This window comes from Marinitoga sp. 1135 (genome assembly GCF_013363245.1).
In the GTDB taxonomy this organism is placed as follows: Bacteria; Thermotogota; Thermotogae; order Petrotogales; family Petrotogaceae; genus Marinitoga; species Marinitoga piezophila.
Genome location: NZ_LBEZ01000003.1, coordinates 1 through 15,618 on the forward strand (window position 1 = coordinate 1; position 15,618 = coordinate 15,618).

A 15,618-nucleotide genomic window follows, 5' to 3' on the forward strand; every position below is an offset into this window, starting at 1 on the left:
ATTATGAGAAGATGTATTTTTTTAATGTTATGATGGAGAATTTTCATGAGAAAATTCTCATAGATAATTTACTGAATAAAAATAATAATCCTCAGACTGCCGAAGGCTGTTTATTCTATTTAGCAAGAAAAAAACTCATCACTGAGCTTTTTAAGAAACCAAAGAACTTTAAGGAGTTTGTTTTTAATTATTTTAAGCTCAGTGATGAGGAAATGAAAGTTTTTGATGTGTTTTTAAGAAATTGCGTTCGATACGATATTAAATGGTCCATCACTCCTTATCCAAAAAGCAAGATTCGTGATTTTGCAATTAAATATGGTCTTGGTCAAAAAAGAATTGCTTTAGGTTATTACTCTTTTGAAGATGACGAAAGAATTTTGATTGATGAGATTATTGATAAATTCTTATAACAAAATCCCTATAAATAGGGATTTTATTATATCTATTAAATTTTCTCAATTATATAATCCTCTGTATATGGTAAAATAAATTGGTTCTTTCCAAGGTTACTTGATATTTACAATTTTCCATCCCTTTTCTTTTGTAAATTCTATAAGTGTAATTTTTTCTTCTTTGGCCAATGAAATTAGATTTTCTTCAAATCCGCTTTTTGATACCAAAATAAAATTATCCACACTTATTTTAGATTTTTCTGTTTTGAATTTTAGGTTATAAAAATCTTTTATATTCATCTTCCTATTTCTCCATTTTATTTCTGCAGCATATATTTTATTTTCAAAATCCTTTCCAAGCATATCTATTTCAATATTTTTATTCCAATAATTACCTGCTTCAGCAAGATTAAATTTTTCTTTCAAAAATATTATGCTTTGTTTTTCAAACTCAAAAGAAACATATTGCGTCAAATCATTTTTTATAATTTCAATAACATTGGAATAATCATTTAAATCAACACTATCTTTATGTGGGAAAATGTATCTATACCAGAAATTAAATAATTGATCATCGATTTTATATATAAAGTTCTTTATTCTATGTGGATTTTTAGTAAAAGCAGGATATTCCCTTTTTACTATTTTTAAAAGCTGCAATGATTTTAAATAAGGCTGTATCCTTCTTGAATCGGTTTCACCAATAAATGAGGTTATTTCGTTAATTCTTGTTTTTCCACTGGCGACTGCTTCAAGAATTGATTGATAAATAGATGTTTCTCTTAATTCCTGTGTTAAAATAAAATATGGCTCTTCTTTTAAGGGTGCCCCAAGAGTTAAAAATAAATTTTCTATGTTTTTTAATATATCTAATTGACTATTCCACAATTGAAGATAATATGGAACTCCACCAATAATGGAATAAATTGTCATTAATGAATGGTAATCATTATCTGGAATAAATAAATTAATATCTTTAAAGGCTATGGGATTTAATTTTAGATTTCCTGTTTTTCTACCATATAATGGATTATTATAACTTAAAATACCTTCCATAAAACTTATGCTCGAACCACATAGGATTAATTTCATTTTTGATGATACAAACTCATCAATTAATAATTGTAATATAGAAAGTATTTCCTGATTTTTTTCAACTAAATATTGAAATTCATCAAGAACCATGATTATACTTTCTCTATTTGAATATTCGAATAAAACCCTAAAAGCATCTTCCCAATTTTCAAAAGATATTTTTCCAAATTTCAAAAATTCTCCAACTTTATTGGAAAATGTTTTTAATTGCTCTTTTGGAGAAATTTTTCTAGCTGTATAATATAATATGTTTTTATTTTTTGTAACTTCTTTTAATAAAAAACTCTTTCCTATTCTTCGACGACCATATAATACAAATACCTCTTTTTTATTTGAATTTAATATCTTTTCAAAAAATTCTCTTTCTTCAAATCTGTCTATAAAAATAATATCACCTCACAATTAATTATACTAAACTAGATTAGTATAATTTAAATTAGTATAATAACACTTATAATTATATCATAAAAATCTAAATAAAAAAACAAGCTGAAAAATCTCAGCTTGTTTTTATTCTGACAAGTCTATAATTTCTTAGAAATTTTTAAACTTCACCTTTCAAATATTTTTTTCTTTCAGTTTCTGGATACTTTTCAATTGCATATCTTAACATTGTTCTCGGCATTTTCTCATAATATTTCTTTAAAAATTCATCTTCAACTTTTTTATTTCTTTTTCCTATTTCACGTAACATCCATCCAACTGCTTTATGAATTAGATGATGTTCATGATTAATAAGAATTTCAGATATTCTAAGTGCATCACTAAAATCATTCCTTTTAATAAAATAAAAAGTTGATAAGATGGCTATCCTTTGCTTCCATAAATTATTTGACTTCGCAAAATCATACAGAAGACTTTTATCCTTTTCATATAAATATGCACCTAAAATGTGTGGTGCAGAACTATCTACAAGATCCCAATTGTTTACATTATCAATATTTTTTAGATATACTTCTACTACTTTATCAGGATATTTTTTATATTTGTGTGTCAATATAAAAAGAGCTAATAATCTAAATTCATGATATTCAGAATTTAAAAATTTCTCAATTTCTGAAAAATCTAAATCTTTGTATTTTTTTGCAAATCTTCTTATAATAGGAACTTTTATTCCCAAAAATTTATCTCCTTTTCCATACCCATCATTACCTTTAAAATACTTTTGAGAATGTTCGGCTCTTTCACTATTTTTAAATTCAGATATTTCAGAAATGATTTTTTCAATTCTTCCCATTATATCACCACCAAAAAATTCAATTTTTTTCATAACACTTCTCTTTTTTAACTTCTTGATAAGTTTTTAAAAAACTCCAATTTAACCACTTTCTTTTTAGATTAAATTCTATATTCTTATATAATATCATAATTTTTCTGGAATAAAGTCAATAATAATATTAAAAAATTTTGACTATATTCCAATTTTATTTTATCATTTTAAAGTAATATTTCTATTGACAAATAAATTTAAACGGTATATAATTATACTGGATAGTATAATTATATATAGTATAATACTGATTAGTATAATACCGAGGTGAGAATATGAAATTCTATAATAGAAAAAAGGAATTGGATTTTTTTGAAAAAATTAAGAATTCTAAAGATAAAAAATTTATTGTTTTATATGGAAGAAGAAGAATTGGAAAGACTACATTAATTAAAAAAGCTTTTAAAAATGAATATAATTCATTCTATTATTTTGTTGAAGTAAAAAAGGAAGAAACACTGTTAAAAGAGTTAAGTTTAGCTTTTTCAAAAAGTATATATATGCGTTGGTATGATTTATTTACAGAGCTGTTTGAAAAATATGATTATGTTATTTTTGATGAATTTCAAAATTTCTATAAAATCAATCCGGAAATTTTATATGCTTTTCAACATGCCTGGGATGATACTGAAAATAATATTAAATTAATTGTTTTAGGTTCATATGTTGGAATGATTAAAAAAATATTTATGGAAGAAAAGATGCCATTATTTGGGCGAAGTGATTATTTTTTGAAAATAAAAGATTTCTCATTAAAAGATTCTCTTATTATGCTCAAGGATTTTGGATATAATATTATTGAGTCTCTGGAAATTTATGGGATGGTAGGAGGAATTCCAAAATATTTATGGCTTTTTAAAGAAAAAAAAGATATAAAAAGTTTAATTTATGATATTTTTATTGATGATTTTTCCCCTTTACGAGAAGAAGCCAAGAATATTTTAATAAGCGAATTCGGCTCTGAACATAAGTCATATTTTTCAATTCTTGAAGCACTTGCTGGTGGCATGAAAACAACATCTGAAATAAAGGATATTTCTAAAATCCCACAAACAAGTCTGCCAAAATATTTAAATGAATTGAGCGATATATACGAAATCATTTCAAGAGAAAAATCGTTGTTTTCAAAGAAAAATAAAGATATTCGTTATTCTATAAAGGATAAGTTTTATAATTTCTTTTTTTATCATATTTATAGAAATTACTCTTTAATTGAATTTTTTCCTGAAAAGGCAATTAAAAAGATTTATAATGAATTTAATACATATATGGGTTTTCAATTTGAAGAGATATGTAAAACTTTTATCCAGGAAAATCCTCAATTATTTGACTTTATACCTGAAAATATTGGAAAAGTATGGGGACGGGTTCCTTATAAGAAAAATGAGTCGTATGATATTGACATTGTAGCTTATGATGAGAATAATATACTTTTCGGCGAATGTAAATGGAATAACAAAAAAGTTGATTTATCCATTTATGATAAATTAAAATTGAGGAGCGAATTTGTAAATTACGGAAATAAAAATAAGAAATTTGTGATTTTTTCTAAAAGCGGATTTGCAGAAGATTTACTTAGTTTAAAAGATAAAAATTTATTTTTGCTTACCCCTGAAGATTTTTAAAAAACAAACTCTTCTGGATTGTAATTTCCAGAAGAGTTTTAATTTATCAGTCTCTTTCCTCAAAATATTTTTTTAATGTAAGATATGTATCGTTTTTTGAAAGTTCAAATATAATTGCATGCGTTTTTTCAGTCATTTTTATGGCATTTATGCTTTCGCCTATATATTCAATAATTTTTTCTTCACTTAATATATTTATTGTTTTTTTCAACATACCGATTTTATTATGAATACTGCTTCTTTCTTTTGTTAAATCACTTCTCGAAATTTCTTTCATTTCATCCCATATTTTTATAAGCCCTTCAAAATTCCAATTGTATTTTTGATTGATATTTTCTTTTGAAAGGTCTGTTTTTATTTTGTTTATATACTCTTCTGCTATTTCATATACTTTATCAACCTTCACGCTAATTTCCTGTAAGTCATTAAAGATATGCAATATACAAAATGTATAGAACATAAATAACATATATGAATTTTTTTCTAATCCGTATCGCTTATATATATCATCTTTAGTGTAGGCGTAAATACTTCTTACACTTCGTGGAATAATACATATATAATTTTCCGATGGAGATTCATATAATGAAAGGTTGGCTTTTTCAGCAAATATTTCAACAATTTTTTTTACTTCTTCATCATTGAAATATATATGAATTAATTCTCTATTTTCCTCTTCTGAAATCTCTGTTTTTTCTATTAATTTTGTTATTATCTGTATTGCATTCTCTATGGATTCCATTTTCTCACCTTGATTTTTTAAATATGTATTCTGTAAATGTAAAATCTTCAATTGTTATTTCCTCTTCAAGGGGTATAATATGTATTTTTTTAAATTCAAATATTTCGTTGAAATCTTTTAAAGCTTTTTTAAATAACGGCTCTCTGGTAATATTTATTGTCTTTAGCTGGTGCATATATAAGACTGTATCCAGGATAATTTTATTTGGTTTTTCTATAATCTGACTTAAATATATTTTATTTTCGACCTCTTTTAAAGCTTTTAATAATTTTTTTAGAAAAGAAATTTGCATTTCTTCTATCATTTTTTGTTCGTCTATATTTTCTACTTCATTTTCATCTAAAATTATACTGCTCTTTTGATTATGTTCATATGAATTATTAAAGAATACATTAAAGGCTATGCTTTTTTTTGGTTTTAATGATGAAAATATGTATATTGAAAAAGGATTTAATTCTTTGTATAAAAATAATTTATCAAGGTATTTCTTTTCAATATTTATTTCATTTATTATATGTTCCCAGAAGTTCTTTTCACCAGCTCTCATGATTTCCGTTGTTATCTGTTGATACTTTGTAAGCAATCTGGAATGCATTTCCCTTGATTCTAATAATATTTTCTTTATATAATTCAGATTTTTTGCTTTTTCTTCTGATAAAGTATCAAGATTGTATTCATCAATTAAAAAGAATATCCTGTCAAATATTTGTTTTTCATTTTGTAATTGATTTAGAGTAAAATCATACGTTTCCTCTATTTTTTTAAATTCCACTCTCCATGGAGCTCTGCGGATTTCATATATTAATTTTTCAATATTTTCCAGCTCTGATGAAACCACTAATTTCAATTTTTCAGCTGAGTTTCTTGCATTTATAAATGTTCCTTTTCTAAATTGTTCTTGAAGAAATAATAATTCCATGGTTATCTGTAGCTCTTTATAAACTTCCAGTGTTTTAAGCATAAAATCCTTGCCTGACTTTGTTAAAGAAACCACCGTTTTTATTCCGCTAATATCCCTTTTGGGAAGTATATCAAGAAAGTTATATTTTATTTTTTTCTCTATTCCCTCTACATAATCATAATATTGAAAAGACAAACCATTAAAACCATTTTCAAAGATTAGTCTTTCAAATATTTCCTTTAATAGATCCTCAGATATTTTATTATCTATATTTTTCATATTTTCTATTATAGATTTAACTTCAACCTCTTTTTCACCTTCAAGTGTTTTATTAAATATATATATTAGCATGAGTATTCCAATTGAGAAAGAACGTGAAGGAGAAATTTTTTTAAAGGATGTGAGATTTCTATATAATGCTGCAAATTCTCCAATTGTAAAAACTCTTTCATGAAATGTTTTAAACACTTTCACTCACCAGCTTTTTTAATAACTGATAATTAATTGCTTCCTGAGGAATATTCTTCCCTTCTCTTATTATATTTAATAACTCTTTTATAAGGTTATTTTCACTTTTTATACTGAACTTTCTTTCCTTGCTTTTTTTAGATTTTTGATTAAGCATAGCTTTATATCCCTTTTCCCAGGGGATAATATGATGTTTATTATATCTTTCTATTAATTTGTTTAGAATAAATATACCATCATAATCTATATCTCCCCAATAATAAAAAATGGTATTAACAGGCACATATTCATATATAAATTCAAAACTGCGTAAAATCTTTTTTCCTTCGCCAAATATAACTGCATCAAAAGGATTTATTCCTTCTTGGTGTAAAAGATAAAAATTATAAAATGGTGTTTGATTTTCTGATATTAAAACCTTTTTTATATTGTTATTAAATGCAAATATATAAAATGGTTCTCTTGAATCAAAGGTATATAAATCTTCTTTTATGTTTATTTTTATGTTTCTTAATACATTTAGTACTTCTCTATCCCTTTCAAATGCCTTTTCATTATCAAATATTTCATAGGCCCTTTCACGCATAGCAACATACTTTTTATCACCGTTTTTCAAGTAATTATCTATCTTCAAAATAATTTCTCTATCTTTTTGATACTCATTTATATGGTTTAAATAATAATCTATATTTATTTTAGGATGTAATAAAAAGAGTTCGTCTTTTTTATTATTTATATTTATACGATATTTGGCCGGTAATGAGGGATATCTTCCATTTTCTTTTTTATTTTTTACAGGTATTAGAATTCCTTTATTCATTAAATTTGTTATTTTTTTATATATTTCTTCATATTCATTATTTGAAATTTTTTCCAGTTCTTCATAGGTGATATATTTCTTTTTATATGATTCAAGATATTTTTTTAAATTCATATTTTCACCATTCCACATAATACCCTTTTTCAAATGTTTCTTTATGTTCTTTTCTGGCTATTTTTAATATGTTATTAGAAACAACCTTATTTTTTACAAGGACAAGGCTATAATTATAATTAAAATATCTGGATATATTCATGTCATTATGTGCCGTAAAGGTGATGAATTGTGCATTATTCTTTTTCATGAGTATCATTAATGGTGAAAGTATATGTTCTGAACTTGCCTTTCCAAATGGATTATCTGATATAACAACCATATTTCCGCCAATATTATTTTTTAATACTTTTACAATTGATATGTATATTGAAAAAAATGCAAAGAACTTTTCTCCACCAGACCAGGCTGATACATTTTCAAGAAAATACCATCGTGGATTTTCAAATGTTTTATCCGGTTTTAATATTTTAATCTTTATCGGTCCATTATTAACCACTTTTAAGAGATTAAAAATTGAAAAACTAATATTTATATACTTCGTTATCTCCTCTTCGCTTTTAAACTTTTCGTTGTTTTTATCTGTGATATGCTTTATTATTTCATCTATATACTCTGAAATTTTTGAATATGCTTCTTCTTCGTTATATTTATTAAATATTATTTTTATTGTTTCAATTTTTCTATCTTCAACATATATTTCTGAATATTTTGAGAGTTTTTTTAATGCTGACATGTATATTGAAACTTCACTCAGAATATTTTTTATCATCTCATTTTTAAATCGCATGGCTTTTTCTTTATAACTTTTTAATGTGTTAATTTTCTTTTCTATTAAATCTTTTACTGTTATATAGAGATTTTTAGCGGTTTCATAGTTAAATTGAAAATCATTTCTTTCATACAAAAATCCCATATTTACTATTAAATCAAATCCTTCTTCTGAAATTAATAATTTCATTTTCTGCCAACCATCTGATATCTCTTCCCTTTTCTTCTTTTCGGTATTTTCCAGATCTTTTAATTCCTGAAAAACTGCTATAAAATTATTATGCAAATGTTCTTTTTGAAATACTGATAAATTTGTTATTATCTGTTTTCCAGGGAATTCATATGGTTGAAGTAATTTTTCTTCATCATTTATATTCATTTCCAGGCGCTCTATATTTTTTTCAAGCGCGTTTATTTGATTTTCAATTACTGATAAATTTTCTTTTTTGTCGGATAATTCTTTTTCAAATTTTTCTTTTAAAATAATATATTTTTCTTCAGGAATTTCTTCTACTTCAAAATTGGTTATATCCTTTTTCAACAATTTTATTTCGGCTTCAATTTTTCCAATTTCTCTATTGAATTCACCTATTTCATTTCTATAACGCCTAATATTACTTCGATAATAACTTTCATCTTTTAATTCTGCATTTTTAAGATTTTCAAGTGTTTCCAATTCATATTTATAGCGTTTTATTTTCTGTAATTTATTATTGAGCTTTTTCTGTAATTTTTCTTTCCTTTTATATAATTCTTTTGTATCAATTTGCTGTATAAGATATTCATAGCGTGAAGACAATTCATAAATATCTTCGTTTTCATATTTCCATATTCCCTTTTCATATATATTTAAATATGATTTATATTCAGACTTTTTTAAAAATGTTTCATCTTTTTCTGCACTGATGTATCTCTTTTCTTCTTTAAGTTTTTCCAGCTCTTTGTTTAATTCCAATAATTTGAGATCTATAGATTCTTTTTCTCTATATAATTTTTTATTGAATTCATTTATCTGGAATATATCTATTCCAAATCGGTCATTTAATGTGTTTCGAATATCTCTAATTTTCATCTGTTTTTCCAGTAACTGATTTAACTTATTTGATATCTCTTTTATTTCCGTTTCTAATCTGGATTTTTCATTGATAAGTTCTGCTTTTTCAGAATTTAATTTTGAAATCTTTAATAGGATATTATCTTTATCTTTTTCTAAAACCTTTATTCTTTCTTGAAATTCATTATCTTTTTCAATATCATTTTTTCCATATAGATTTTCAAATTTAATTACAATATCCTGATATTCTTTTATACGATTGTATTCTTCGGATATACTTTCCAGTTCTTTTTCTAATTTTTCTTTATCTGTTTTATATCTCTCATATAATTCTTCAATAGAAATTTCACCAGAAACAAATTTATGATAATCATTCATAATTATCTGAATTCCAGAATTATAAATACTATCATTTATTTCATAATTTGCAAGATTTTCCCTATTTTGTATAAAAATTATGTCATTTGAAAATCTATATTTTCTAAGTTTTTCAGATAATTTTTTTATATCCTTTTTTTCCACTATAATAGAATTTAACAATATTGGATTTTTGTGTTCTATTCCATCTCTTAATAATTTATATCCTGTTGTATAATCATAAAAATTTTTCTCCTGAAGATAATTATCAAGTTTTTCTATAGATTCCGGTATTGGAATATAATTATCTCTTTTAATTCTATCCATTAAAATATCTATAGCTGTTATTTTTTTTGAAATTGATTCTTTTTCAATAAGCAACTTTTTTGAATTTTCTAAAATCTCTATATATAACACTTTAAAAGTTTTTACTCCATACAGTTTTTTTAGAGCATCAATATCATTATATAACTCCTTAAACTTTTCATATTCATCTTTTAATTCTTTTATTTTTTCGACTAAGTTTTCTTTTTTACTTGTATTACCTATTAAATCATTATCAATGGTTTTTATATTGATGTTTATTTCACTAATCTTTTCCTGAATAACATTTACTTTATTCTTTATCTCTTCTATTTGAATATCAAGTGTTTTTATCTTTTTAATTTCAATTATTTTATTTATCTCGGATAGCTTTCTTTCAAGGTATTTTATATCATTAACAAGTGTTTTGATTCTATTATTTTTTTCAGATATGATTTTTATAACTTTATCTCGTCTAACTTCAAGTTTATATATATTTGATTCCAGATCCCTTAATTTTTTATTTAATTCTTTTATTTGCATATCATAATAATCATATAATTTTGAAGATACCTTTTTTATTTCTCTTTTTAAATCTTTATTTGAACTCTTATTTTTTATTTCTTCATCAATAACATTTATCTCATTTTCTAATTCACAATATTCGAGATACTCATCCAACGCTTTTTTTAAGGATATTTTTTCTTCCTCTTCTTCAATTAACCTTTCATATTCGTATTTTGAATCTTCAATTTTTTTAAGTTTTTTCTCATTATTTTTTAATTGATATAATAAATAACCGTTTTTTATATTTTCAATTTTATGATAAATAAAATTTATTTCATTTTGAAGATTTTCAAAAATAGCCGTGTTTTTCACATACTCTTCTTTATATTCTTCTTTTTGAATTTTTAATAATCTATTTATTTCAAATAATGTATATATCTTTTTATTAATTTCAATCTGCGTTTGATATAATTTTTCCAGTTTTTCTACCTGCACTTTAAATAGATTTTCTACCCTTTTACTATCTTCAATCTGTTTTTCCCATATTGGTAGATTTTTAATATTGTCAATTTGTTTTTTGAAAGCTTCAGCAATTTCATTATTTGATTTCTTTCTTTTCAAAGAATACGTAATATTCGGTATAATAAATTGAGAAAGTAGTTTTTCTGTACTTTTCCTTGCTCCAGAGGATATAAACTCCGATACCCCACCTTCGATACGATTGGTACGTGCCATCATTTCCCATTCACTTTTAAATATTCTATATGTTTCAAGATATTTTCTATATTCACTTTTTAAGGTTTCACCGAATATTCTTATGTTATATACTTTCTTATTTCTTTCAAGGTATTCACGAAATTCATTATATTCTACAACTTCACCATTTTCTTTTACATATTCTATATCCTTTAATGTATAATCATATGGAATTTCTATAGTGTAATTATAATAATTTATCCTTTCCGCCTTTTTAGCAACAAACCCTGTAATTAGTTTCTTATTGTTATCGAGTATATGACATAATGTTATATGTGCTGTTCCCTCAATATCCTTTAGCATTGTCTCAAAGGTTCTACCCTCTGCAGAGATTTGTCCAGGAATAATTGTTTGGAATAACAATGAAATAATAAAGGTTTTACCAGAACCATTAGCTATTATAATATTGGTATTTTTTCCAGACATTTCAATATATAGATCATTTATTTTCTTTGTTTTATTATCATAATCAACATTAATTATTCTAAAACTATCTATTTTAGGCATATTAATCTTCTCCCAGATTTATATATTAAATTAGTTTTCAATTATCAATACATTATATTTCAATATCGACATCGCCACCATGTCGCTTTATTTTTAACATTATATCATTTAACGATTTTTTTAATGCAAATATGTTATGTTCATTATCAAAGTACGTAAATACAATCTTTAGAGGTTTTATTATTAGAAGCCCATCAACTACCTTATTTATCTTTTCAAGAACTCTCCCGCTTATTGGTTTTTTTATATATATCTTTAAAACTCCATCTATATTGTAAACTTCAACTATATCTTCTTCATCCTGTTTTTTGTACAAATTCCTTATTTTAGAAACTTTATTTGGTGAAATAAAGATTTTATTAAGTGCTTTTCTTAATTTTTCTTCGGTGATTGGTTTTATGATAAAATAATCAGCACCGAAATTTAAAGCATCAAAAATTTCTTTTTTATTATTTGTAACACTAATAATTATTACTTTTGAATCCGGGAAATTTTTTTTAAGTTTTTTTAATGCATCTAATCCATTGCTCTTTTTCAAAACCAGATCCAGGGTTATTATATCCGGTTGTAACTTTTGATACAAATTAACTAAATTATTACTATCTTCTAATTCGCCAATTACTGTATGGCCAAGACTTTCAATAATTTTCTTTAAGTCTTTTCTTACAACTATATTATCTTCAACAATTAATATTTTGGCCATATATATTCAATCACCTCTATTAAAAATTTTCAGGAAGTATAAACTCAAATGTAGTCCCTTTATTTTCTTCTGAGTAAACCAGTATTTTACCATTAAGTTTTTCAATTTCTTCTTTTACTGCAGATAAACCAACACCTTTACCTCCATATTCATCAGGATTTTCTTTCGTTGTAATTCCATCTCTAAATATAAGATTTAGTATATCTTTTTCTTTTATATTTTCTTTCTCAGCCTTCTCTTTTAATTTTTGCTTATCAATACCTTTACCATCATCGGAAATTTTTATATGTATTTCATTATTTTCAGTATAAACTTTACAATATATATTCCCACCGTAAGATTTTCCTAATATTGAACGTTCCTGTGGATATTCAATCCCATGAACTATTATATTTCTAAATATGTGAATAAGTGATTTATTGAAATTGTAAAATATTTCTGGATCAAAAAGTATATTATCATCAACTTCAACTATAAAATTATCTATTTTCTTTTCAAATTTTTCAGCAAGATCTATAGTATAGTTTTTATACATATTAAAAAGATTGTTGAAATCTTTATAATATAATCTTTTTAATTCTTTTAATATATATTCTGCCTGATCTTCTGGAATACTCTTTTGTACATATTCTTCTAAGGAAAGTATCTTCTTTTTATCAACCCAGATCATCTCATTATTTAGAAATTCTTTACCCAATACTTTTTTTATTAGATCCAGTTCATACATTAAATATGTATCCATTTTTTTCTTTTTAATAAAAGATATTATTTCAGCTTTACTCTTGATGTTTGATTCTTTTAATATATTTATCTCATTTTCAAGTTTATCCAATTCTTTACCAAATTTCAACATATTCCATTGTAAAAATATTCCTTTATATGTATGAATTTTTCTATAAAATTCTGATATAAATTTTTCAATGGTATATAATTCTATATCTTCATATATTTTAGAAGTAACATATTGAAGATAATCGTCTATGTATTTTTTTACTAAATCTTTATATATTATCACATTTAATAACATTTTATTGTTATTTTTTTCTATTTCGAGATTTTTTTCCAGCTGTTTTTTTTCAGTTATGTCTTTTATTATACACATAATTCTTTTTTCAGAATTCATATATATAATCTTATATCTAACCTTTAAAATTTTATCTTTTCTTTTTATTTCCTGCGGTAAAAGTTCTAAATAAACATCTTCCTTTTCCGAATCTTCAAAAATATGTTCAAAAATTCTTTTTTCTATGTCATAATCCTTTTCAAAGAGTAACTCGAATATATTTTTTTTTGAAATATCTTCCATGTTAAAAATATTCAAACATTCGTGACTATATTCATTGTAAACTAAAAAATCCTTCCCAAATGCAAGAAATCCTTCTTCTGAATTATCCAGAAGTAATTTCAGATGCGTTTTGGTTTCATTAAGTAATCTATGATTAATATCGCTTATTTTTGAAATTTTTTGTGTTTGTTTTAATAAGCGTTTATAACTCTTTATTAGATCATTATAATGTGATTTTAATTCTTCGTATGAAATATCTTTTTTGATAAATTCTTCATGTTCTTTTAAGTTATTAATTTCATTAAAAAAGATATTTTCAGACATATTTTTCATAATGTCACCTCAAGAGTTTTACTTTTTTATCATTTCAAATGGAATATTTAAATCCTCCATAAAATTTTCTGCAATTTCATATGAAAATTCATTATCTTCATCATAATACCAGTTTATTTTTATTTTTTTATTTTCTTCATAAGCTTCTTCAAGTATATCTAATATAAACATTATAGATTTTGTGCTGCTTGTATTTAAATAACTAATTTCAAATTCAAAAATTACTTCTTCATCAGAAATTTCATTAAAAAAATCTTCTAACCATTTAAATATTGGATTATAAAATTCAAAAGAATTTTCCGGATAAGATTCACCACGTATAGATAATTTCCTTTTTTCTGGATCAAAATTTATTTCAGGTGTAGATTTTGTTGGTTTAATATATAATTTTTCCATTATTGTCCCTCCTATATTTTTACTATTAGTATGAAATAATAAAAATTATTTTCAAGTTTTATGAATTCATACTCTAATTTTCCTTTTGAATGTCTTGCCATTTCCAAAAAACCCAATCCAGCCCCACCAGTATTACTATTTATACTCTCGCGTAATTTCTTTTTATATAATTTTTTTATTTCAGACTTTTCAAGAGAATTAATCTCATCCAATCTTTTTTTTACTCCATTTATATGCTCTTCTCTTATTGCATTTCCTGAACAAATAAAATAATTTTCACCATCTTTACCTACTAATAAAATAGAATCAAGATGAACTTTATTAATATCCTCTTTTGAAAGAATACGTTCATAGTTTTTTATATTCTGGCTTTGTTCAATAAATACTGAGAAAACATTATTTGATCCTACACTCAGATCAGGATCATTTTTTAAATGTTCTCGTAACGCACTTCCAATTTCTTCTATAATACCCTGCGAAAAAGGTCCTATAAAACTAATTATTACATTATTTTCTGTAATTTTGTTTTTCAATTCTAAAATCTTTTTTGGATTCAATTCTCTCCCCCCTAAATAATTAAGAAATCATATTTCTCCCATTTTCTTTAGATTTATATAAAGCTTTGTCTGCCAATTCAATAACCTCATCTATACTCAAACCCTTTTTATATTCTTCAACTCCAAAGCTAGCTGTTAAATTAATCTTTTTCAGAAATTTATCCTGCAAAATTTTTCTTTTTAGTTTTTCAGCAACTTTATGTGCTTCAAATTTATTTGTTTCCGGCAAAAGGATAATAAATTCATCTCCGCCCCATCTAAAAACATAATCAATTTTTCTTAAATTTTGAATCAAAAGCTTTGAAAACGCTACTAAAACTTCGTCTCCAAAGTTATGACCATAGGTATCATTAATATTTTTAAAATAATCAATATCACACAAAACTAATGAAAAAATACGATTATACCTTTTAGCATATTCTATCTCCTGAGAGATTACTTTATCAAATTTTAATCGATTATATAAATTTGTCAATTTATCTCTTTCAGATAAATTTTTCAATTTTTTATTTGAAATTAATAGCTCATCTTTTAGTTTGTGTAAATAGTTTCCCTGAATATCAGAAATATTGGTTATCTTTACAACCTCTTTTAGTAATTTTTCATATTTTTCAATTAGATATTTATATTCCTCTTTTAATTTCTCAAAAGTTATTTGTTCATCTTTTAGTATTTGTTTAGCGTGATTTAATATTTCCATTTCTATTTTAAAATTTTTTTCT

General features: G+C 24.1%; 12 protein-coding genes and 1 pseudogene. 2 read left to right on the plus strand and 11 right to left on the minus strand.

Features of this window, described 5'->3' with window-relative positions; translation table 11 throughout:
- A pseudogene (locus XO10_RS01450) lies at positions 1-410 on the plus strand (hypothetical protein); the annotation flags it as partial.
- 96 nt (positions 411-506) lie between these two features.
- On the opposite strand, the gene XO10_RS10770 reads toward XO10_RS01450, so the two are convergent.
- A complete protein-coding gene (locus XO10_RS10770; RefSeq protein WP_368494256.1) occupies positions 507-1,877 on the minus strand; it encodes an ATP-binding protein in 1,371 nt (456 codons plus the stop codon).
- Between the two features lie 154 nt (positions 1,878-2,031).
- On the minus strand, positions 2,032-2,757 hold the full coding sequence (locus tag XO10_RS01460) for a DNA alkylation repair protein (RefSeq protein ID WP_014295741.1): 726 nt from the start codon (positions 2,755-2,757) through the stop codon (positions 2,032-2,034).
- Positions 2,758-3,032: 275 nt separating this feature from the next.
- On the opposite strand from XO10_RS01460, the gene XO10_RS01465 reads away from it, so the two are divergent.
- Entirely contained in the window at positions 3,033-4,382 is a 1,350-nt protein-coding gene (locus XO10_RS01465; protein WP_175421044.1) for an ATP-binding protein, read from the plus strand.
- A gap of 46 nt (positions 4,383-4,428) precedes the next feature.
- Here XO10_RS01465 and XO10_RS01470 read toward each other — a convergent pair whose 3' ends face one another.
- From XO10_RS01470 to XO10_RS01510, 9 genes are read right to left on the minus strand one after another with little or no spacing between them, the layout of a single operon-like run.
- Positions 4,429-5,124 (minus strand): DUF6063 family protein, encoded by a 696-nt coding sequence (locus XO10_RS01470; RefSeq protein WP_156865364.1) that lies wholly within the window; start codon positions 5,122-5,124, stop codon positions 4,429-4,431.
- 4 nt (positions 5,125-5,128) lie between these two features.
- Positions 5,129-6,493, minus strand: a complete 1,365-nt coding sequence (locus XO10_RS01475) for a hypothetical protein (RefSeq protein ID WP_175421045.1) — start codon at positions 6,491-6,493, stop codon at positions 5,129-5,131.
- Positions 6,486-7,445 carry a Wadjet anti-phage system protein JetD domain-containing protein gene (locus XO10_RS01480; protein WP_014295745.1) on the minus strand — a complete coding sequence of 320 codons (960 nt, stop codon included), beginning with the start codon at positions 7,443-7,445 and terminating at the stop codon, positions 6,486-6,488. Before XO10_RS01480 ends, XO10_RS01475 begins: the two co-directional genes overlap by 8 nt.
- On the minus strand, positions 7,432-11,622 hold the full coding sequence (locus XO10_RS01485; RefSeq protein WP_075780165.1) for a hypothetical protein: 4,191 nt from the start codon (positions 11,620-11,622) through the stop codon (positions 7,432-7,434). The genes XO10_RS01480 and XO10_RS01485 overlap by 14 nt, the downstream gene beginning before the upstream one ends.
- A gap of 52 nt (positions 11,623-11,674) precedes the next feature.
- Positions 11,675-12,325: a response regulator gene (locus tag XO10_RS01490; RefSeq protein ID WP_014295747.1), complete on the minus strand. Its 651-nt coding sequence runs from the start codon at positions 12,323-12,325 to the stop codon at positions 11,675-11,677.
- A gap of 19 nt (positions 12,326-12,344) precedes the next feature.
- Positions 12,345-13,943: an ATP-binding protein gene (locus XO10_RS01495; RefSeq protein WP_175421046.1), complete on the minus strand. Its 1,599-nt coding sequence runs from the start codon at positions 13,941-13,943 to the stop codon at positions 12,345-12,347.
- 18 nt (positions 13,944-13,961) lie between these two features.
- Positions 13,962-14,339: a DUF1987 domain-containing protein gene (locus tag XO10_RS01500; protein ID WP_014295749.1), complete on the minus strand. Its 378-nt coding sequence runs from the start codon at positions 14,337-14,339 to the stop codon at positions 13,962-13,964.
- Positions 14,340-14,350: 11 nt separating this feature from the next.
- Positions 14,351-14,896 carry a SiaB family protein kinase gene (locus XO10_RS01505; RefSeq protein ID WP_014295750.1) on the minus strand — a complete coding sequence of 182 codons (546 nt, stop codon included), beginning with the start codon at positions 14,894-14,896 and terminating at the stop codon, positions 14,351-14,353.
- A gap of 19 nt (positions 14,897-14,915) precedes the next feature.
- A complete protein-coding gene (locus XO10_RS01510) occupies positions 14,916-15,596 on the minus strand; it encodes a GGDEF domain-containing protein (protein WP_014295751.1) in 681 nt (226 codons plus the stop codon).
- Positions 15,597-15,618: the final 22 nt, after the last annotated feature.